Annotated in this window: 21 protein-coding genes; 7 read left to right on the forward strand and 14 right to left on the reverse strand. The window is 68.6% G+C overall.

Annotated elements, in window-relative coordinates; translation table 11 throughout:
• Window positions 1-64: 64 nt before the first annotated feature.
• On the reverse strand, window positions 65-994 hold the full coding sequence (gene osmF, locus AB4Z01_RS02785; protein ID WP_441690393.1) for a glycine betaine ABC transporter substrate-binding protein OsmF: 930 nt from the start codon (window positions 992-994) through the stop codon (window positions 65-67).
• Window positions 995-1,288: 294 nt separating this feature from the next.
• Between osmF and AB4Z01_RS02790 the strand changes: the two genes are divergently transcribed.
• The gene (locus AB4Z01_RS02790) at window positions 1,289-1,660 is read left to right on the forward strand and encodes a hypothetical protein (protein WP_441690395.1); all 372 of its coding nucleotides are present in this window, start codon (window positions 1,289-1,291) and stop codon (window positions 1,658-1,660) included.
• 67 nt (window positions 1,661-1,727) lie between these two features.
• On the opposite strand, the gene efeO (AB4Z01_RS02795) is transcribed toward AB4Z01_RS02790, so the two are convergent.
• Genes efeO (AB4Z01_RS02795) through efeU form a run of 4 tightly spaced genes read right to left on the reverse strand, consistent with a single transcriptional unit; the run spans window position 1,728 to window position 5,858 of the window.
• Complete coding sequence (gene efeO / locus AB4Z01_RS02795; RefSeq protein ID WP_441690396.1) at window positions 1,728-2,552, reverse strand: iron uptake system protein EfeO; 825 nt, start codon at window positions 2,550-2,552, stop codon at window positions 1,728-1,730.
• A 54-nt stretch (window positions 2,553-2,606) separates the two neighbouring features.
• Window positions 2,607-3,908 (reverse strand): iron uptake transporter deferrochelatase/peroxidase subunit, encoded by a 1,302-nt coding sequence (gene efeB / locus AB4Z01_RS02800; protein WP_441690398.1) that lies wholly within the window; start codon window positions 3,906-3,908, stop codon window positions 2,607-2,609.
• A 14-nt stretch (window positions 3,909-3,922) separates the two neighbouring features.
• Window positions 3,923-5,014, reverse strand: a complete 1,092-nt coding sequence (gene efeO / locus AB4Z01_RS02805; protein ID WP_441690400.1) for an iron uptake system protein EfeO — start codon at window positions 5,012-5,014, stop codon at window positions 3,923-3,925.
• Between the two features lie 13 nt (window positions 5,015-5,027).
• Window positions 5,028-5,858, reverse strand: coding sequence for an iron uptake transporter permease EfeU (gene efeU / locus AB4Z01_RS02810; RefSeq protein WP_441690402.1), 831 nt, complete (start codon window positions 5,856-5,858; stop codon window positions 5,028-5,030).
• A 226-nt stretch (window positions 5,859-6,084) separates the two neighbouring features.
• Between efeU and AB4Z01_RS02815 the strand changes: the two genes are divergently transcribed.
• A complete protein-coding gene (locus AB4Z01_RS02815; protein ID WP_441690404.1) occupies window positions 6,085-6,411 on the forward strand; it encodes a hypothetical protein in 327 nt (108 codons plus the stop codon).
• Here the strand turns inward: AB4Z01_RS02815 and AB4Z01_RS02820 are convergent.
• Both AB4Z01_RS02820 and AB4Z01_RS02825 read right to left on the reverse strand, forming a co-directional pair.
• Entirely contained in the window at window positions 6,395-8,086 is a 1,692-nt protein-coding gene (locus AB4Z01_RS02820; protein WP_441690406.1) for a SulP family inorganic anion transporter, read from the reverse strand. The genes AB4Z01_RS02815 and AB4Z01_RS02820 overlap by 17 nt on opposite strands.
• A gap of 73 nt (window positions 8,087-8,159) precedes the next feature.
• Window positions 8,160-8,432: a helix-turn-helix domain-containing protein gene (locus AB4Z01_RS02825; protein ID WP_441690408.1), complete on the reverse strand. Its 273-nt coding sequence runs from the start codon at window positions 8,430-8,432 to the stop codon at window positions 8,160-8,162.
• Window positions 8,433-8,827: 395 nt separating this feature from the next.
• Between AB4Z01_RS02825 and AB4Z01_RS02830 the strand changes: the two genes are divergently transcribed.
• The 3 genes from AB4Z01_RS02830 to AB4Z01_RS02840 are packed head-to-tail and all read left to right on the forward strand — an operon-like array spanning window position 8,828 to window position 11,102.
• Window positions 8,828-9,541, forward strand: coding sequence for an amino acid ABC transporter permease (locus AB4Z01_RS02830; protein WP_441690409.1), 714 nt, complete (start codon window positions 8,828-8,830; stop codon window positions 9,539-9,541).
• Window positions 9,538-10,290, forward strand: a complete 753-nt coding sequence (locus AB4Z01_RS02835; protein WP_441690411.1) for an amino acid ABC transporter ATP-binding protein — start codon at window positions 9,538-9,540, stop codon at window positions 10,288-10,290. The genes AB4Z01_RS02830 and AB4Z01_RS02835 overlap by 4 nt, the downstream gene beginning before the upstream one ends.
• A gap of 26 nt (window positions 10,291-10,316) precedes the next feature.
• Window positions 10,317-11,102 (forward strand): transporter substrate-binding domain-containing protein, encoded by a 786-nt coding sequence (locus AB4Z01_RS02840; RefSeq protein ID WP_441690413.1) that lies wholly within the window; start codon window positions 10,317-10,319, stop codon window positions 11,100-11,102.
• A 40-nt stretch (window positions 11,103-11,142) separates the two neighbouring features.
• Here the strand turns inward: AB4Z01_RS02840 and AB4Z01_RS02845 are convergent, their stop codons facing one another.
• Window positions 11,143-12,708: an acid phosphatase gene (locus AB4Z01_RS02845; protein WP_441690415.1), complete on the reverse strand. Its 1,566-nt coding sequence runs from the start codon at window positions 12,706-12,708 to the stop codon at window positions 11,143-11,145.
• A 229-nt stretch (window positions 12,709-12,937) separates the two neighbouring features.
• Between AB4Z01_RS02845 and AB4Z01_RS02850 the strand changes: the two genes are divergently transcribed.
• Window positions 12,938-14,122 carry a cytochrome-c peroxidase gene (locus AB4Z01_RS02850; protein WP_441690417.1) on the forward strand — a complete coding sequence of 395 codons (1,185 nt, stop codon included), beginning with the start codon at window positions 12,938-12,940 and terminating at the stop codon, window positions 14,120-14,122.
• A 113-nt stretch (window positions 14,123-14,235) separates the two neighbouring features.
• A complete protein-coding gene (locus tag AB4Z01_RS02855) occupies window positions 14,236-14,961 on the forward strand; it encodes a DUF2076 domain-containing protein (RefSeq protein ID WP_441690418.1) in 726 nt (241 codons plus the stop codon).
• A gap of 18 nt (window positions 14,962-14,979) precedes the next feature.
• Here AB4Z01_RS02855 and AB4Z01_RS02860 read toward each other — a convergent pair whose 3' ends face one another.
• From AB4Z01_RS02860 to AB4Z01_RS02885, 6 genes are all read right to left on the reverse strand, one after another.
• Window positions 14,980-16,035, reverse strand: a complete 1,056-nt coding sequence (locus tag AB4Z01_RS02860; RefSeq protein WP_441690420.1) for an ABC transporter ATP-binding protein — start codon at window positions 16,033-16,035, stop codon at window positions 14,980-14,982.
• A complete protein-coding gene (locus tag AB4Z01_RS02865; RefSeq protein WP_441690422.1) occupies window positions 16,032-17,618 on the reverse strand; it encodes an ABC transporter permease in 1,587 nt (528 codons plus the stop codon). The genes AB4Z01_RS02860 and AB4Z01_RS02865 overlap by 4 nt, the downstream gene beginning before the upstream one ends.
• 37 nt (window positions 17,619-17,655) lie before the next feature.
• Window positions 17,656-18,684, reverse strand: coding sequence for an iron ABC transporter substrate-binding protein (locus AB4Z01_RS02870; protein ID WP_441690423.1), 1,029 nt, complete (start codon window positions 18,682-18,684; stop codon window positions 17,656-17,658).
• A 122-nt stretch (window positions 18,685-18,806) separates the two neighbouring features.
• A complete protein-coding gene (locus tag AB4Z01_RS02875) occupies window positions 18,807-19,274 on the reverse strand; it encodes an NUDIX domain-containing protein (RefSeq protein ID WP_441690425.1) in 468 nt (155 codons plus the stop codon).
• 10 nt (window positions 19,275-19,284) lie between these two features.
• Window positions 19,285-19,641: an SRPBCC family protein gene (locus tag AB4Z01_RS02880; RefSeq protein WP_441690426.1), complete on the reverse strand. Its 357-nt coding sequence runs from the start codon at window positions 19,639-19,641 to the stop codon at window positions 19,285-19,287.
• Window positions 19,638-20,057, reverse strand: coding sequence for an ArsR/SmtB family transcription factor (locus AB4Z01_RS02885; RefSeq protein WP_441690535.1), 420 nt, complete (start codon window positions 20,055-20,057; stop codon window positions 19,638-19,640). The genes AB4Z01_RS02880 and AB4Z01_RS02885 overlap by 4 nt, the downstream gene beginning before the upstream one ends.
• Window positions 20,058-20,081: the final 24 nt, after the last annotated feature.

A 20,081-nucleotide genomic window follows, 5' to 3' on the forward strand; every position in this document is an offset into this window, starting at 1 on the left:
CCTCCCGCAAGGGAAGGGGGAGAGTGGAGAGCAAGGTCGGTCCCGATCGGCACCAGGCTATGCCTTACTTCACGAACCCCTTCGCCTTCAGGTACTCGGCCGCGACCGCCTGCGGATCCTCGCCGTCGACCGCGATCTTGCCGTTCAGCTCCTGCAGGGTCTTGAGGTCGAGCGAGGCGAAGACCGGGGCCAGCGCGTCCTTGATCTTCGGGTATTTGGCCAGCGTGTCGGCGCGGATCGTCGCCGCCGGCTCATAGACGATCTGGGCGCCCTTGCTGTCGTCCAGCACCACCAGCCCGACGGAGGAGATGGCGCCGTCGGTGCCGTAGACCATCGCGGTGTTGACGCCGGAGGTCTGCTCCGCCGCGGCACGGATGGTGGCGGCGGTGTCGCCGCCGGCCAGGGTGACGACCTGGTCCTGGTTCAGCTTGAAGCCGTAGGTCGACTGGAACGAGGGCAGGGCCGCCGGACTCTCGACGAACTCGGCCGAGGCCGCCAGCTTGACTTCGCCGCCGTCCTTCACCCATTTGGCGAAATCCTCCAGCGTCTTCAGCTTGTTGGCGTCGGCCACCTCCTGCCGCACCGCCAGCGCCCAGGTGTTGTTGGCCGGGGCCGGGGTCAGCCAGACGATCTTGTTCTGGGCCTCGTCCAGCTGCTTGACCTTGTCGTAGCCGGCCTGCGCGTTCTTCCAGCCCGGGTCGGTGTCGATGTTGAAGAAGAAGGCGCCGTTGCCGGTGTATTCCGGATAGGCGTCGATCTCGCCGGACAGGATCGCGCTGCGCACGATCTTGGTGGTGCCGAGCTGCAGCTTGTTCTCGGTCGGGATGCCGTTGGCCTCCAGCACCTGCAGGATGATGCTGCCCAGCAGGCGGCCCTCGGTGTCGATCTTGGAGCCGACGCGGACCGCATCGGCGGCCATGGCGGCGGAGGCGGCCAGGAGGCCGGCGCCGAGCGCGGCCGCGGCCAAAAGGCGCTTGAACGGGGAGGGGGTCATGGGCGCTGCCTTCTCTGTTCGAGCCGAGCGGAACGGGAAGTCTTCTTCACCGAATGCGTTCGCCGGCTCGCTTGTTCCGGTTGCGGAGAGGCAGCTTAATTGACGTTTCCGGAACGTCAATTAGATAGATGCGTTGTGCGAAGAATGTAAAAATTCTGGCATTGGCTCCAGGCGGCGGTATTCCGCTATCCGCAGCGATGCCGCCGTCGGCCGTTTAAATTCGTTATGGAGCCGGAACTACTGCTGTCCTGAACCTGTGGACCAAGTGACTGAGGCAATCTCAGGAGGCAGAAGATGACGCTCCACACACGGCTGGTCAGGGTCGCCTTCCTCGCCGCTGCCCTCACCGCCACATCCCCGATCATCGTGGCGCCAGCTCACGCGCAGTCGAGTTGGGGCGAGGATCAACGAGGCCGTTGGGTTCCCCCTGACGACCGCTGGCGGAACGACGACGATCGATACTACGATCGGCGTGACGATAATCGACGCTATGAGCGGCACTCCGATCGCTATCGGCGATATGATGGCGATCGGCGCTACGACCGCCACTCCGATCGCGATCGCCGGTACGATGACGACGACCGCGACCGCTACAGCCGGCGCGATCGAGACCGCGATCGCGATCGAAACGATCCAGTTGACTTCCTCCAGCAGCTGTTGCGTTGAGGGTCGGCTGAACGTGTTGCCGAGCCCGCGTTGTATCGCGGGCTCGGCATCTTCGCTTCTGCGAAGCTCAGCTCAGGCCCAGCGTGCCGCGCAGCTGGGACAGGTCCTCGGCCAGGGCGGTGATCGGGCCCTTCATCGCGTTGCGATCGGCGTCGGTCACCTTGTCGTAAGTCTCGAAGCCGCCGTCCTTGGTCTTGTACTTGGCCAGGATCGCGTCGACCGTCTTGAAGTTGGCGTCGACCTTGGCCAGCAGCGCCGGGTCGCTCTTCTCCAGGATCTGGCGCAGCAGGTCGACGATCTTCTTAGCGCCGTCGACATTGGCCTGGAAGTCCCACAGGTCGGTGTGGCTGTAGCGGTCTTCCTCGCCGGAGATCTTGGTGGCCGCGACCTCCTCGATCAGCGCCGCGGCGCCGCCCACCACTTTGTCCGGCGGCGTGGTCAGGTCCTTGATCCGGCCCTGCAGGTCGATCACATCGGCCAGCAGCTTGTCGGCGAACGGGGCCAGGCCCTCGGTCGACTGCTTGGCGAACAGCCCGTATTCGATGCGGTGGAAGCCGGTGAACTCCGGATCCTCTTCGTTCTTCGCGTGGTCGTCGGCGCGCGAGTCGATGCTGCCGTCGAGATCGCTGAACAGCTCGGCCAGCGGCTCGATCCGCTCGTAATAGACCCGGCTCGGGGCATAGAGCGCCTGCGCCTTCTTCAGGTCGCCGGCCTTCACCGCCTCGGTGAACTGGCGGGTGTGCTCGACGAACTGGTCGACCTCGCCGACGACCCAGGTCTTGTACTTGGCGATCGGGTCGACCAGCTCGAGTGGCGAGGGCGGGGCGGCCAGGGCCCCGGATGCTGCCAGCAGCGCGACTGCGCTCAGGCTGAGAGTCAGAATGCGTTTCATGTTCAACCCCCTCTTGTGATCAGCCCAGTGGGCGATGGTTCGATCGTCATGGCCTCAGGTCGAGACCGATTGCAGCAGCCCCTGGCCGAGATAGCCGTCCTTGTCCGGCACTCCCGGCAGGGCGAAGAAATAGCCGCCGCCGGTCGGCTTGATGTATTCCTCCAGCGGCTCGCCGTTCAGCCGTTGCTGGACCGCGATGAAGCCGGCGTTCAGGCTCGACTGGAAGCAGATGAACAGCAGCCCCATGTCGAGCTGGCCGGACTTGGTGACCCCGCGCGAATAGTTGAACCCGCGGCGCAGGACCACATTGTTCGCGGTCTGATGGGTGCGCGGATTGGCCAGGCGGATATGGGCGTCGAGCGGCATGGTCTTGCCCTCGGGGTCGCCGGAATAGTCCGGCACGTCGAACTCGTCCTTCAGGCCCAGGGCGGCGCCGGACGCCTTCTCGCGGCCGATGATCGCCTCCTGCTCGCCCAGCGGGGTGCGGTCCCAGCGCTCGACGAAGTTGCGGACGATGCGCACCACCTGATAGGTGCCGCCGGCCGTCCAGGCCGGCTCCTCGCTGCCCGGCCGGATCCAGACGATCCGGTCCATCATCGTGCCGTCGGCCGGGTTCGGGTTGGCGGTGCCGTCCTTGAAGCCCAGCAGGTTGCGCGCCGTCTCCTTGCGGCCGGCCTTGCTGGTCGCGGCCGGCAGGAACCCGTCCAGCTTCCAGCGCAGGCTCAGCAGGTCCGGCGTCGCCTTCAGGACGGCGCGCAGAGCATGGATATTGGCTTCCGGCGTGTTGGACGAGAACTGCAGCAGCAGGTCGCCATGGCAGTATTCCGGGTCCAGCGCGTCGTTCGGGAAGCGGGTCATGGTCACCAGCTCCCGCGGCTTCGCTTCCGCCAGGCCGAAGCGCTGGTCGAACAGCGAGGCGCCGATCGCGGCGGTGACGGTCAGGTTGTCCGGCACGATCACCGGCCCCAGAACGCCGGAATCGGCCGGCGGGAACTTCGGGTCCAGCTCCGGCGGGGTGCCGCCGCCCATCAGGAAGGCGACGCGCTCGGTCAGGGTGCGGAACATCCGCTCCAGGTCAGGCCGCGAGGTCGCCAGCACGTCGAAGGACGCGACAAGGCCGGCGGCGGGCGCGGGGGTAACGATCCCGGCCTGGTGTTCGCCGTGGAAGGGCTGCACCTGCTGTGCGGCCTCCGTATCGCGGCCCGCCGGTTGCTTCATCGACTGGGCGACGGCGGGCGCCGCGGCCAGCGCGCCGAGCGCGGCGCCGCCGCGGGCCAGGCCGCGCAGGATGCTGCGCCGGCTGGCGATGGTTGGATCGGTGGAGGAGATGGTGGTCTTGCCCTGTTCGTCGGTCATGGCGGTTCGTCCGGTCAGTCCAGCCCCAAGGCGGTGCGCAGCTTCGGCAGGTCGTCGGCCAGGGCCGTCACCGGGGGCTGCAGCCCCGTGCGGTCGTCGCGGGTCAGCGCCAGCCCGGCCGCGGTCAGGTTGCCGTCGACCCGGTCGCTCAGCGCCTTGTCGGCCTTCTGGCTCAAGGGCCGCAGCAGCCCGACGATCCGGGCCGCGCCCTCGAGATCCGCCTTGGCGGCATCGGGATCGATGGCCGGGTCGGCGGCCAGGCGGGCGAGCACGGTGGCGGCGCCCCCGGCCATCTTCTCCGGCGGGATCGACAGGTCGGCGATCCGGGCCTGCAGCGCCTGCACATCGGCCGCCAGCTTGTCGGCGACCGGCGACAGGCCGTCGGTCGTGCCTCCGGTGAACAGCCCGTATTGCAGGCGGCGGAAGCCGGTGAAGCCCGGATCCTGCTCCTTCGTCTCGAAATAATCGGCGCGGGCGTCCAGCGCCGTGTCGAGATCGGCGAACAGGTCGGCGATCGGCTTGATCCGCTGGTAGTGGATCCAGGCCGGGGCCAGCAGGTCGCGCGATTTCGCCAGGTCGCCGGCCTTGATCGCGGCGACCAGCGGCGGCGTGGCGTCGGCCAGCGCCTTGGCCTCGACGGTGACGTAGACCTTGTACTCGGCGATCGGCCCGATCAGCTGGATCAGCGAGGGCTGCAGCGCCTGCGCCGGGGCGTTCTTCGCAGCGGTCACGGTCAGGGTGCCGCGCGGGTTGCTCAACAGGCCGCAGGTGATCTGGTAGGCGCCCGGCTCCAGCTTGGCGGTCAGGCTCTGGGTGAAACCGGGGGCGATGTTCTCGCGCTCCTCCACCACCATCACGCCCTGCAGGATCTCCCATTCCAGGGCGCGGTCGCTGGCGTTCTTGACCTGGAAGGTGACGCGGCCGGTCTCGACCGTCAGGTCGCTCGGCTCGCAACTCCTGGCGGTGATGGTCACAGCGTTGCCGCCCGCGGCGGCCTTGGGCGCGGCGGCGCGATGGAGATAGGCGTAGACGCCCAGGCCGGCGACGGCGACGGCCAGCAGGGCGACGACGCCGATGCCGATCCGGGTGGTGCGATGCAGGGACATTCCGGCTCCAGGTTCAGGCGTTCGATCGCGCTTCCTGCGCGACCCGGCCGCCGCTCAGGAACAGGGGCAGCGTGACGAGGAGGAAGAGGATGTAGACAGCGACCTCGCCGACCGTCGGCGTGTCCTGGTAGCCGAAGATGCCGGCCAGCACCGAGCCGAGCGGCCCGTCGATCGGCAGGACATGGCTGAGGTCGAAGGCGATCTCCTGCAGCCCATTCCACAGCCCCGCCTCATGCAGCGCCCGCACCGACCCGGCCAGCAGGCCGGCGGCGACCACCAGGATGAACAGCCCGGTCCAGCGGAAGAAGCGCTTCAGGTTCAGCCGCACGCCGAACCAGAAGATGGCGAAGCCGACAGCGACGGCGACCAGCACGCCGGCCAGGGCGCCGATCGGCGCCTCCAGCCCGACATCCTGCTGGAAGGTGGCGAGCAGGAAGAACACCGATTCCAGCCCCTCGCGGGCGACCGCGAAGAAGGCCATGCCGATCAGCGCCAGCCCTTTGGCGTCGGGCCCGTCCAGCGCGGCGTCGACCGAATGCTGCAGCTGCGCCTTGATCGAGCGCGCCGCTTTGCGCATCCAGAACACCATCGAGGTCAGGATGCCGACGGCGACGAGGCCGACCAGGGCCTCGAACAGCTCCTGCTCGCGCTGCGGGAACTCGGCGCTGACCAAGTCCAGCACGATGCCTGCGGCGATCGAGAGCAGCACGGCGACGGCGATGCCGATCCAGACCAAAGGCATCCATTGCGACCGCCCGGTCTGGCGCAGATAGCCGGCAATGATGCCGACGATCAGGGCGGCCTCGATGCCCTCGCGCATCATGATCAGGAACGGTACAAGCATCCCGACATCATCCCGAACCTGCCGCCTGCGGCGGCCCACATGCTCGCGGCCAGTTGCGAGCAAGAATGCGTATCTCTCGCAATTCTTCTGCTCCGATCGTTCGGCGTTGTCGAGGCCGCTTCGCTGCGGAATTGGTTAAATTTGTCGTAATCCGTCGATGCGAAGGCCTTCGTCCGGAACCGGCGATGCGCAGCCGCTGTTGCCAGAAACAGAAAAGGAGTCCGCCATGCCCGAGACCGGAGCGAACAAATCTTTCGAGACTGGAGCCCCAAAAACCGCTGCCGACGCCGCCGCGCAGGTATCGGGATCCAAGTCGACGCGTGCCGCCGCCGAACTGGACGCGGCAACGACTGAGACGGAAAGCGTCCGTCGCGACCTGGAGGCGGATCTCCGCGCCCTGCGCGAGGACGTCGCCCGCCTCGGCGAGACCGTGGCGTCGATGGCCCAGGCCCGGGCGAGCGCACTCGATGAGGCGGTGCACCGCAACCCCTGGTCGGCCGTGGTCGCCGCGGTCTGCGTCGGCTTCTGCCTGGGCCTCAAGGCGCGGCTGTAGACTCGCTGTCCCGGACGGCACGCCGGGCCGCCGCCAGCGCCTCGGCGGGGTCCGCCTTGAACCGGACCAGGGGCGGCCGCACGCCGTGGATCAGCAGCGCCCGCAGGACCGGCCGGCGGGCGCCGGCGATAGTGATCGTGGCGCCCTGGCGGCGGGCCTTGCGGACGAAGCCCTCGATCGTGGCCGCGGCGGTGGAATCGATCACCGGCACCGCCGAGAAATCGACGACATAGGCCTTCGGGTGCTCGCCGATCCGGTCCAGCGCCGCTGCCACCCCCGCCGCGGCGCCAAAGAAGAAGGCACCGGAGATCTTGTAGACGATGACGTCGCGGTCGGTGGCCAGCGTCGAATCATAGGGCACGCGGCCGTTGCCGGTGTCGGGCCGATCGACCTGCACTGCCTGCGCCATGCGGTGCAGGAACAGCAGGACGCCGAGGCCGAAGCCGACAAGAATGCCCTCGGTCAGGTCCCGGAAGACCACCAAGCCGAAAGTCGCCAGCAGCACCACTGCGTCGCCGACCGAGGCGCGGATCAGCGTCGCGAACTGGTGCTTCTCGGCCATGGTCCAGGCTACCACCGCCAGCACGGCGGCCAGGGCCGGAAGCGGGATGAAGGCCGCCAGCGGCGCCGCCGCCATCATGAACAGCAGCAAGAACACCGAGTGCAGCATGCCGGACACCGGGCTGCGCGCGCCGGCGCGGACATTGGTGGCGGTGCGCGCGATCGTGCCGGTAATGCAGATGCCGCCGAACATTGCCGAGGCGATGTTGGCCAGCCCCTGGGCCACCAGCTCGCAGTTCGAGCGGTGGCGCCGCCCGGTCATGCTGTCGGCGACCACGGCAGACAGCAGGCTCTCGATCCCGCCCAGCAGGGTGAAGGACAGGGCGGCTGGCAGCACCGCCTGAATCCGGGCCCAGGACAGGTCGGGCAGGTGCGGCGCAGGCAGGGCGGACGGAATGCCGCCGAAGCGGCTGCCGATGGTCTCGACCGGCAGTTGCAGCACCACGGCCAGGATTGAGGCCAGGGCGACGCCGATCAGGTAGGACGGCCAGTGCGGCCGCAGCCGCCGCACCAATAGGATGGTGCCGACCGCCAGCGCCGCGACGGCGATGGCCGGGCCGCTGGCCGTCGGCAGCGCCCGGCCCAGCGCCTCCAGCTTCGGGATGAAGGGCCCCGGCTCCGGTCCCGCCAGGGTGAGCCCCAACAGATCCTTCAGCTGGCTGGCGAAGATGATCGTGGCGATGCCAGCGGTGAAGCCGACGGTCACCGGATAGGGGATGTATTTGATGAAGGTGCCCAGCCGCAGCAGGCCGATCGCCGACAGCATCAGCCCGGACAGGAAGGTCGCCAGCAGCAGCCCGTCGACGCCGTGCGTGGCCACCGTCGCCGCCACCAGCACGATGAAGGCGCCGGCCGGCCCGCCGATCTGGAACCGGCTGCCGCCCAGCGCCGAGACGATGAAGCCGCCGATGATCGAGGCATAGAGGCCGCGGTCCGGGGTGACGCCGGAGGCGATGGCGATCGCCATCGACAGCGGCAGCGCCACGATCGCCACGGTCAGCCCGGCCACCGCGTCGGCCTTGAGGTCGGCGAGGCGATAGCGCTCGCGCAGCACGGTCACGAGCTTCGGCGTGAACAGCTCGATGAAGGACGGATCATGACTGCGTGCCACCATGGGCCTCGACACTCCCGACACCGCTTGGGCGGCGAGATCGTCGGGTCGGCCGGCGGTCGCGTCGCTGAACTCGTCAGCCGGCGCCGCCCTCCGGCACCCGTGGGGTCTTGAACCGCACCCCTCGGCCGCCTTCGCGGCTCACCGCATGATCGCCGATCAGCTCGACCCCGGCGCGGTCGAACGCCTCGACCACCTTGGTCAGCGTGTCGACCACACCGCGGACGTTGCCCTCGCTGGCCTCCATGCGCTGGATCGTCGGCAGCGACACCCCGGACAGCTCGGCGAGCTGCCGCTGGTCGATGCCGAGCAAAGCGCGGGCGGCGCGCATCTGGGCGGCGGTGATCATGCAGTTTCCTCTGACGGAGATAATGTACCAAGCTGCAGAAATGATGTCTAGTACATCATTATAGATGTTTCAGATCTGGATTCTGATGTTTATATCGCATCGGATCCTGCGGCTGCCGGCGGTGGGGGCGCCATCCGATCACGCTTCCCAAGCCGAGGGAAGGGTCAGCGCCAAGCAAGAAAAAACAACAGAATGGTCTGTGAAAATTATATATGCACGTTTCGCATTTGCGCATTCGGTGGCGGTTCACCATCTCTCGCACTCGCCGCGCCGATCCCGCCACGGGACGGGGTATCCGGCCCGAACAGCAGGTTGACGCTTCCCATGCACGTCCCATCCTTCCTGGCCATCCGCCACGCTGATGGAGCGTGCGAGGAATTCCGCGCGGGGGCCGCATGACGATCTTCGACTTCGACTATTTCCTGTCGGCCTTCCCGCTGATCCTGCCTTACCTGCCGGTGACGCTGCTGATCGCCTTCAGCGCCATGGCCTTCGGCCTGGTCATCGGCACCGGCGCGGCGCTGATCCGGATCTACCGGATCCCGGTGCTGCGCCAGCTGGCGACGCTGTACATCTCCTTCATCCGCGGCACGCCGCTGCTGGTGCAGATCTATCTCGCCTATTACGGCATCCCAAAGCTGCTGCAATATGTGAACGCCCAGATCGGCACCGACATCGACGCCAACCGGGTGCCGGCGCTGGTCTTCGTCATCTTCAGCTGCGCCGTCAATGTCGGCGCCTATCTGTCGGAGGCGATCCGCTCGGCCCTGCTGTCGATCGACCGCGGCCAGGCCGAGGCCGCCTATTCGATCGGCATGACCCCGTTTCAGGCGATGCGCCGGATCATCCTGCCCCAGGCGCTGGCGGTGGCGCTGCCTAACTTGGGCAACAGCTTCATCAGCCTGATCAAGGACACCTCGCTGGCCTTCCTGATCGCGGTGGTCGACATCATGGCCGCGGCCAAGATCATCGGCGGCCGGTCGCTGCGCTTCTTCGAGCTCTACCTGGCGGTGGCGGTGATCTACTGGGTGATCTGCATCCTGGTCGAGATCGGCATGCGGCGTTGGGAGGCCTATCTGACGCGCGGCCGGCGGGATATCTCGGCATGATCGCGATCCGCGACGTCCGCAAATCGTTCAAGGGCCAGGTCGTGGTCGACGGCATCGGCCTCGATCTCGACCAGGGCGGCATCGTCTCGATCCTCGGCCCCTCCGGCTCCGGCAAATCGACCTTCCTGCGCTGCCTGAACCGGCTGGAGACGCCGGATGACGGCACCATCGACATGGCCGGCGACCGCTACGACCTGCCGCGGGTGGATCGGCGCCGGCTGCAGTCGCTGCGCATGCGCATCGGCATGGTGTTCCAGACCTACAACCTGTTCCGCCACAAGACCGCGATCGAGAACATCCTTGAGGGCCTGCTGGTGGTGAAGCGCCTGAAGCGGCGCGAGGCGCGGGAGATCGCGGAGCATCACCTCGCCCTGATGGGGCTGGCCGACAAGGCGGATGCCTATCCGTCCTCCCTGTCCGGCGGCCAGCAGCAGCGCGTGGCGATCGCCCGCACCTTGGCGATGGCGCCCGAGTTGATCCTGTTCGACGAGCCGACCAGTGCCCTCGACCCCGAGCACACCGGCGAGGTGCTGGAGGCGATCCGCAAGGCGGCAGGGCAGGGCATCCCGATGATCATCGTCACCCACGAGATGGGCTTCGCCCGCGAGATCTCGAGCGAGGTGCTGTTCATCGACGCCGGCCGCGTGATCGAGCAGGGCGACCCGAAATCGCTGTTCGGCAACCCGCAGCAGCAGCGCACGCGGGACTTCCTCAAGAACTATCTGCGGTCCTTCAGCTTCGACATCTGAAAGGCCCGCCCATCATGGAGAGAGCGATGCGACGGATTCTGGCCAAGGGCGCCGCGGCGGCGCTGGTCGCCCTGGCCGTGGCGGCGGCCCCGGCGGTTGCGCAGGAGACGGTGCGGGTGGGGACCGAGGGCACCTACGCGCCCTTCACCTACCAGGACGACAGCGGCAAGCTGACCGGCTACGACGTTGAGGTGCTGCGCCTGGTCGAGACCAAGGTGCCGGACATCAAATTCGAGTTCGTGCCGCAGCCCTGGGACAGCATGTTCCTGGGCCTGGAGGCCGGCAAATACGACGTCGTCGCCAACGAGATCTCGAAGACGCCGGAGCGCGAGGCCAAGTTCCTGTTCTCCGACGTCGCCTATTTCCACAGCGGCTCGGCCATCATTGTCAAGAAGGGCGTCACCGGCATCCACAGCCTGGACGACCTGAAGGGCAAGGTGGTCGGCGCCGGCACGGGCAGCGAGCACACCAAGCTGGTCGAGGATTATCTCGCCGCCCATCCGGGCGCTTTCGAGATCCGCTACTACGACGGCAACGTCACTCCGGTGCTGCTGGACATCGCCGAGGGCCGGGTCGATGCGCATGTCAACGACCCGATCGTGGCCAAGGAGCATGCCGACAAGCTGGGCCTGGCGGTCGAGGCGACCGGCGACCTGCTGGCCAAGGTCCCGTCCTATCTGGTGTTCCGCAAGGACGCCAAGGGCGAGGCGCTGAAGGCCAAGGTGGACGCCGCCCTGACCGGGCTGAAGGCCGACGGCTCGCTGGCCAAGCTGTCGCAGCAATGGTTCGGCCAGGACTACACCCAGGATTGAGAAGGGAAGGGGCGGTGCCTGCGCGCCCGCCCCTCCGGTCTCACTGCGCCGCAGGCAGGTTCAGCGCCGCGGTCAGATCGCCCAGCGGCGGGTTGCCGTTGGCGGCGATTCCGGCGTCGCGCGTCACGATGCCGGGCAGCAGAGGCAGCCCGAAGCGGTGGGTGATGAAGCGCAGGATCGAGGTCGTGTCGTAGGGCGTGTGGTCGACATAGCCCTTCTTGGCGAAAGGCGAGACGATGATCGCCGGTATGCGCGTGCCAGGCCCCCAGCGGTCGCCCTTCGGCGGCGCCACATGGTCCCAGAGGCCGCCATTCTCGTCATAGGTCACCACCACCAGCATATGCGGCCATTGCGGGCTCTTCTGCAGATGGTCGATCAGCATGGCGATATGGGCGTCGCCCGACGAGATATCGGCATAGCCGGAATGCTCGTTGAGGTTGCCCTGCGGCTTGTAGAAGGTGACCTGCGGCAGGGCACCGGCGTCGATTGCCTTGACCAGCTCGGCGCCGTCCAGCCCGCCGTCGCGCAGATGCTGCTGCCGCGCCGCGGTTCCAGGCGCGAAGCTGGCGAAGTAGTTGAAGGGCTGGTGGTGGTACTGGAAGGCCGGGACCGGCGTCTGGTTGCCATGGTCCAGCACTGACTGCCAGGCGCCGGAATACCACGCCCAGCTGATCCCCTTGGCGCTCAGCAGGTCGCCGATTGTGATCTCCGTCTGCGGCGGCAGCGTGGTCGGCGCGTTCGGGTCGGCCAGGGCCGGATCGCCGCCTTCGGCCGGCTTGTTGGCGCTCGGCTGGTAGGGCGGCTGCATCGTGTTCACGGCGAAGAAATCGGGCGTCAGGTTGCCGTCGGCGACGAATTTCGGGATGCCGTCCATCGCCGATTTCGGCGAGTTCTCGGCCAGCGCCAGGCTGACGCCGTCCGGGTCGACCACGGCGATCGACGGCTTGGCCGCGGCCTTATCGGCGCCGGGATAGTAGCCGACGCAGGCGCAGGCCAGCCAGATGTGGTTCATGTACGAGCCGCCGAAGGCGCCCATGAAGAAATGGTCGGCCAGCGTGTATTGCCGGGCGATGGTCCACATCGCCATCTTCGAGCCGTCGACATGGCTCATCACCGCGGCCCCGGCATCGGCCCAGGCAACGAATTTGTCGTTCTTGCCGCCGTCGATCTGCATCTGGTTCTGATAGAAGCGGTGCCACAGATCGCGGGTGATGGTGCCGAGCGAGACGTTGAAACCCTGCGGGTCGTCCATGGCGAAGGGGCCGTTCGGCAGGTTCTCGGTCTGGGCCTGAGTCACCGGCGGGGTCACGCCCTTGGCGGTCAGCCCGCCCCAGACTGGCGGCAGCTCCTTCAGCGGCGTGCCGTCACGGTCGATCTGGGTCCTGGTGACGTCCGACGCGTCCGCCAGCCCGTCCGCACCCGGGAAGGCGCCGTACAGATTGTCGAAGCTGCGGTTCTCGGCATAGATCACGACGACGGTGTCGATGGCGCGCAGCGCTCTGGTCTGGGCAGTGTCGGCGCTGCCCGGCGCGTCCGCGGCCAACAGCGGCGGCGCGATCAGCCCGGCGGCGCCTGCTATGAGGGTGGTGGCGATCAGTTTATGCATGCGGCTCTCCCCGTTGGCTCCCGGTATGACGGCCCGGTGGCTAGTCCCCTTCCGCCCGCCAGCACTCGCGCGAAGCGGGCTGTCGCTCAAGTGAAACTTTTTCGGCATAGATAGGGGGCTGCGGCCGGCGGCGGTGCCGCGTCACGCAGATCACGGGATGGCCGGAATGGCGTTGCGATCGGGTCGCTGGGGAGCGGTTGGCGGCGGTGTGGCCGCGGCGATACTGGTGATGTCCGCCGCCGTGGCCGGGTCCCATCCGGAGGGCGGCCTGTCGCGGGCCGAGGTGCGGCGCCAGGTGGAAGAGCTGACGGCGCTGGGCCGCGCCATGTTCGTCGACCCGTCGCTGTCGGCCTCGGGCAAGCTGTCCTGCGGCTCCTGCCACGATCCGCAACACGGCTTCGGCCCTGCCGACGCGCTGCCGGTGCAACCGGGCGGCGGCGACATGGCCCGCTTCGGAGTCCGCGCCGTGCCGTCGCTGACCTATCTCCAGGTCGTGCCGCCCTTCACCGAGCACTTCTTCGACTCGGAGGATGATTCGGACGAGAGCGTCGACAACGGCCCGACCGGCGGCCTGACCTGGGACGGGCGGATCGACCGCGGCGCCGACCAGGCGGCGATCCCGCTGCTGTCCGACTTCGAGATGGGCAATGCCGGCCCCGACGAGGTCGTGACCAAGGCGCTGGCCGCCGGCTATGGCGACGCGCTGCGGCGGATCTACGGCGATGACGTGCTGCGGGACCGCAAGGCGATCTATGCCGGCATCCTCAAGGCCTTTGAGGCCTATGAGCAGGACGCTGCAAGCTTCTACCCCTACAGCAGCAAATACGATGCGTTCCTGGCCGGCACGGCGACGCTGACGCCGCAGGAGGCGCGCGGCCTTGACCTGTTCAACGACCCGGCCAAGGGCAACTGCGCCGAATGCCATATCAGCCAGCGCGGCAATGACGGCACCCCGCCGCAGTTCAGCGACTACGGCCAGATTGCCATCGCCTTGCCCCGGAACATGCAGATCCCGGCCAATGCTGATGCGGCATACTTCGACTTGGGCGTCTGCGGGCCCTTGCGCACCGACCTGAAGGACCGTCCGGACTATTGCGGCCTGTTCCGCACCCCCAGCCTGCGCAACGTGGCGCTGCGCCGGACCTTCTTCCACAACGGCGTGTTCCACAGCCTGCGCGACGCGGTGGCCTTCTATGTAACGCGCGAGACCGACCCAGGCCGCTGGTATCCGCGCAACCCGGACGGCAGCGTCCGGCTCTATGACGACCTGCCGCCGCAGTACTGGGCCAACATCAACCGCGACCCGCCCTTCGACCGGCATCCGGGCGACGCGCCGGCCCTGACCGATGCCGAGATCGACGATGTCGTCGCCTTCCTGCAGACGCTGACCGACGGCTACCGCCCGCCATCGTGAGCCGGTCGGGCGCGACACGGCGCCGCGCCGTCGATTGCCGCGCCCGGTCGCCGGGCCCATATCAGCGACGGAAGGGGATGCCCGCGGCAGCGGGCCCGACCGGAGAGCGCAAGATGACACCCCAGGAACGCGAGCTGCTGACCAATCTGGTCGCCCGGCTGAAGCAGGCCCCGCCCGCCGAGACCGACGAAGAGGCCGCGGCGATGATCCGGGACCTGGTCCGCGACCTGCCCGACGCGCCCTACCTGCTGGCCCAGACCGTGCTGATCCAGGACTTCGCCCTGCATCAGGCCCAGTCCCGCATCGCCGAGCTGGAGCGCCAGGCCCAGCCGCAGCGCAGTTCCGGCGGCGGCAGCTTCCTCGGCGCCATCTTCGGCAGCGGCGCGGCGCCGCGCCCGCAGCCGGCGCTGCAGCCTCAGTCGCCTGCCTACACCCAGGCACCACAGAGCTACGCCCAAGCCCAGCCCGGTCCGTGGGGAGGCGGCGGCGGGCCCTTCGCCCAGTCCTCCGGCCCGTCCTTCCTGCGCAGCGCCGCCACCACCGCGGCCGGCATCGCCGGCGGCGCCTTGCTGTTCCAGGGCATCGAATCCCTGTTCGGCATGGGCCATGGCGGGTTCGGCGGCTTTGGTATCGGCTCGGCCCCCGGCCTGACCGAGACGGTGGTCAACAACTACTACGGCGATGCTACACCCGGCGCCGACGGCAACGATCTGCGCGACGCCGATGCCATGCCGGCGAATGACCAGGGCGTCCAGGACGCCGACTACCCGGACGATGGCGGCCAGGATTTCGGCGGCGACGATTTCGGCGGGGGCGGGGACGACACGGCGGGTGTCTGACTCGGGCGGGTGAGCCGCCTATGCCCCGGGCGTGGGAAAGACATGGGCGCCGCCAAGCACCGCGATCCGCACCCGGGTCCCGACCGCCGGCAGGTTGAGCGCCGGCCGGCGCAGCAGCAGCCGGCCGGCACCATCGGCGGCCTCCAGCAGTCGCACAGTGACGCTGCACAGCGCGCCGGCGAAATCGATCTCCACCACCTCGCCCGGGGCGCCGTCGGAGGCATGGCCGTCGTCGGCCAGCACCAGCTGCTCCGGCCGCAGCATGATCCGGCCCTCGCCGCTGCGGTGGTCATCGACCTTGATCCGGCCCAGCGTGCACTCGGCCCAGCCTTCGGCCAGCCGGGCCGGCAGGACGATGGCCTCGCCCAGGAACTCGGCGATCATCGGGTCCTTCGGCTGCAGGTACAGCTCGCGCGGCGGCCCAACCTGCAGCAGCCGGCCGGCACGCATCACCGCCACCTGGTCGGCGAAGGACAGGGCTTCGGCCTGGTCATGCGTGACCATGATCGTGGTGATGCCGGCTGCCTCCAGCAGTGCCGCCACCGCCTTGCGTGTGCTGGCCCGGAGGCCGGCGTCGAGCGCCGAAAAGGGCTCGTCCAACAGCATCAGCCGCGGCCGCCGGGCCAGTGCGCGGGCCAGCGCCACGCGCTGCTGCTGCCCGCCGGACAACTGGTCCGGCCGGCGCTTCAACATGGCGGGGTCCAGCTCCACCATCGCCAGCAGCTCGGCGATCCGCTCGGCCCGGTGCGGCGCGCGGCGTGGCAGGCCGAAGCCGATGTTGTCGGCGACGCTGAGATGCGGGAACAGGGCGCCGTCCTGGGCCACCAGGCCGATGCCGCGGAGATGGGCGGGCATCGCCGCCGGGCCGTCGGCCAACACCTCGCCGCCCAGCGTGACCCGGCCTGAATCGGGCGCCTCGAAGCCGGCGATGATCCGCAGCAGCGTCGACTTGCCGGAGCCGGAGGGGCCGACGACCGCGGTGCGGCTGCCCGCCGCCACTGCCAGGTCGACGCCGTCCAGCGCCGTCACCGCGCCATAGCGCCGGCTGATGCCGCGGATGTCGAGAAAGCTCATCGTCCCGCCGTCCGCTTGGATTGCGTGTACAGCAGCCAGGTCAGGGGCAGGGAGATCAGGATCATCAGCAAGGCATAGGGCGCCGCGGCGGCATAGTCGATCTCTCCGCTGTAGGACCAGAAGGCCGTGGCCAGGGTGCGGGTACCGTTCGGCGCCAGCATCTGGGTCGCGGTCAGCTCGTTGGCGATACCCAGCGCCACCAGCGCCATGCCGGCGGCGGCGCCCGGCGCGGCCAGGCGGATGGTCACCGACCACAGCGCCCGGCCGGGCGACCGGCCCAGGCTGGCGGCGGCATGCTCCAACTCCACCGGCGCCTGGGCGATGCTGGCGCGCAGCCCGATCAGCGCCCGCGGCAGGAACATCAGCAGATRGGCCAGCAGCACGGTGGCCGCGGTCTGGTACAGCGGCAGGGCGACCCGCACGGTGAAGGTGACCAGGGCCAGCGCCACCACCACGCCGGGCAGCGATCCGACGATGTAGTTGCAGGCCTCCAGCACCCGCTGCAGCGGTCCGGGGCGGCGGACCGACAGCCAGGCCATGGGGATCGCCGCGACCGTGGTCAGGACACCGCCGGCGACGGCGAAGGCCAGGGTCTGCCACAGTGCCGGCCCGATCTCGTCGAGCTTCCAGATCGCCGCCCCGCCGGCGGTCAGCCACCGGCCCAGCGTGACCAGCGGTACGCCCAGCGACAGCGCCGCGGCCGTGGCCGGCAGCAGCAGGCAGGGCAGCGTCATCCGGCCCAGCCGAATCCGCCGCGGCTGCCGGGCGGCGCCCGACCCGATCCGGGCATAGCGCGTCCGGCCGCGCAGCGCGGAATCGAGCCACAGCAGGCCCAGGCAGCAGAGCACCAGCACCCCGGCCAGCATGTTGGCGGCGGGGCCGTTATAGGTCGATTGGAACTGGTCGATGATCGCGGTGGTGAAGGTGTCGAACCGGATCATCGCGAACAGACCGTATTCGGCCAGGAGATGCAGCCCGACCAGCAGCCCGCCGCCCAGCAGCGCCAGGCGCAGCTGCGGCAGCACCACGCGCAGGAACCCCCGCCCGGGCGGGACGCCCAGCGACGCCGCCGCGTCCTCGAGGCCAGGGTCCAGCCGGCGCAGCGCGGCCGAGACCGGCAGATAAAGCAGGGGCGAATAGGCGATGGTCGAGACCAACACGGCGGCGAACAGGCCGTTCAGGCTGGGGGCCAGGCTGATCCAGGCATAGGAATGGACGAAGGCCGGCACCGCCAACGGCGCCACGGCCAGCCAGGACCAGATGCGAGCGCCCGGCAGGTCGCTGCGCTCGGTCAGCCACGCCATGGCCACCGCCAGAATGGCGCAGATAGGCAGCGTCAGCACCACCAGCAGCGCGGTGTTGACCAGGATCTCGGCCACCCGCGGCCGGAAGATCAGGGCCGACGCCGTCTCCCAGCCGGTCTGGATCGACACCCAGATGACGAAGCCCAGCGGCAGCAGTGCCGCGAGCGAGACCAGCACCGCCGCGCCCGTCATCGCCGGCAGGAAGGACCGCCGGCGCCAGCGGAGGCCCGCCGCGAAGACGGGCACCCCCGGCCGGCGCTCGAGCGAGGCCTGGGTCACGCCGGCCCCGCGGGCCGGCTGAACCGGGGCTGGTGCATTACAGCAGGCCGGCCTGGGTCATCAGGTCGGTGACCGCTTTGCTGTTCAGCGACGACGGCTCGACCTTCGGCGCCTGCAGGTCGGCCAGCGGCACCAGCTTCGGGTTCGACAGGGCGTCGACGCCGACGGCGTATTCGAAGGAATCGCCGGTCTTCAGCACGTCCTGGCCACCCTTGCCGGTGATCCATTTCAGGAAGGCCTGGGCCTGCTGCTGGTGCTTGCTGGAGGCCAGCACGCCGCCGCCAGAGATGCTGACGAAGGCGCCGGGGTCCTGGTTGCGGAAATAGTGCAGCGCCACGTTCTTGCTGTTCTCGCCGGTCTTCGCCTGGTCGCCGAAATAATAGTAGTGATAGATCACCGCGCCTTCGACTTGGCCGGCATTGACCGCCTTCATCGCGGTGCTGTTGCCGCGGAAGGGCAGGAAGTTCGTCTTCATCGCCTTCAGCCAGTCGGCGGTCGCCGTCTCGCCCTTCAGGACCAGCAGGGCGCTGACGATGGCCTGGAAATCGGCGCCGGACGGGGACGCGCCCCAGCGGCCCTTCCAGGCCGGGTCGGCCAGGTCCAGCAGCGACTTCGGCAACTGCTCCGGCTTCAGCTTGGTCTTGTCATAGGCGAAGACGGTCGAGCGTGCGGCGATGCCGACCCAGCGGCCATGCGCCGGGCGGAAATTCTCCGGCACCTGGGACAGCACGTCCTGACCCAGCGGGGCAAACAGCCCGGCATTGTCGACCAGCACCATGGACGGCGAGTTTTCGGTCAGGAACACGTCGGCGGGCGAGGCCGCGCCCTCCTGCACCAGCTGGTTGCCCAGCTCGGTGTCGCCGCCATTGCGCAGCGTCACCTTGATGCCGGTGTCGCGGGTGAAGTCCTCGGCCCAGGCCTTAGTCAGGCTCTCATGCTGGGCGTTGTAGACGACGATGCCATCATCCTGCGCCCGGGCGGGGGTGATCAACAGAGCAGCCGGGGCAGCCAGCAGGAGGGTCGCCAGCGCGGCGACGCTCGCAAGGGATCGGGTGATGGGTGTCACGGAAATCCTCATTGTCCGGCGCTCACGCCCGTGTGGCGCAGAAGGACGGTTCTGTGCTCAACCGAGGCCGGTCGTCAAGTGATCGATTATCAGAAGCATTCGCATCTCTGCGGCAGACGGTCTCAGTCCCCTGCGTCCAGGATCTCTTCCAGTCGATCGAGCAGGGGACGTTGGCCCTCCAGAATCTTGTGGCGGGCGGTCGGCAGGTCGAACCATTCGGCACGGTCGACCTCCGGGAACGACTGGACACGGCCGCTTCGGGGTGGCCATTCCAGCTGGAATTCGCCGCCGCGGATCTGCGCGATGTCGAAATCGCCGGCGAGGGCGAAGGCGGTGACCGCCTTGCCGCCGCGCTGGCGGATCCGGCCGAGCGGCAACAGCGGCCCCTCCGGCGCCGTGCCCAGCTCCTCGGCGAATTCCCGCCTCGCGGTGGTCTCGAGATCCTCGCCTGGCTCCGGCTCCCCCTTCGGAATCGACCAGGCACCCAGGTCCTTACCGCGCCAGAACGGTCCGCCGGGGTGCACCAGCAGGACGAGCCGCTGTCCGTCGACGCGCTTATGCATCAGGATCCCGACGCTTTCCGCAGGCATGACATCGTCCTCAGGCGAAGGCTTCCTCCAGAAGATAGCGCTCCAGCCGGTCGAAGCAGCCGCTCCAGCCCTCATTGTGCCGGTCGCGGGCCGGCTCGTCGAAGAACTGCTCATGCGTCAGGATCAGCACGGTGCCGTCGCCGTCCGGCCGGAAGGTCAGCGTCACCTGCGACTCCCGCTCCGGCATGGAGCGCCAAGCCCAGCTGAACACCAGCTTCTCATTCGGCACGACCTCCTTGTACACGCCGGCGACGTCGTGGCGCTCGCCGTCCGGGGTAGAGAAGGCAACGTGATAGCGGCCGCCGATGCGCGGGTCGGCTTCGGCGCTGATGGTCTCGGCGCCGTCCGGCCCGAACCAGCGCATCATTTTTTCCGGGTCGATCCACGCCCCATAGACTTTGGCGGGAGGGGCGGCGAGGCAGCGCCGGATGCTGAGGCTGGGTTTGGCGAGCACGATTCCTCCTCGACGAAGGCGGCCAGTCGGTCGAGCTGTTCGGACCAGAATCGCTGGTATCGGGCCAGCCAGTCCATCGCCTGCTCCATCGGTGCCGCGGACAGGCGGCAGGTCACGGTGCGCCCCGTCTTGGTCCGCGTGATCAGCCCGGCGTCGGACAGCACGTCGAGGTGCTTCATCACCGCCGGCAGCGACATGGTGAAGGGCCGCGCCAACTCGCTGACCGAGACGTCATGCTCTTCACCCAGCCGGGCGATCAGCGCCCGTCGGGTCGGGTCGGCCAGGGCGGCGAAAGTACGGTCGAGGACGGGCTCTTGATAGTTAACCATCAAGTGAACTTTGCGTTTGCGGGA

The sequence above is a fragment of the Inquilinus sp. YAF38 genome (assembly GCF_052113205.1).
In the GTDB taxonomy this organism is placed as follows: Bacteria; Pseudomonadota; Alphaproteobacteria; order DSM-16000; family Inquilinaceae; genus Inquilinus.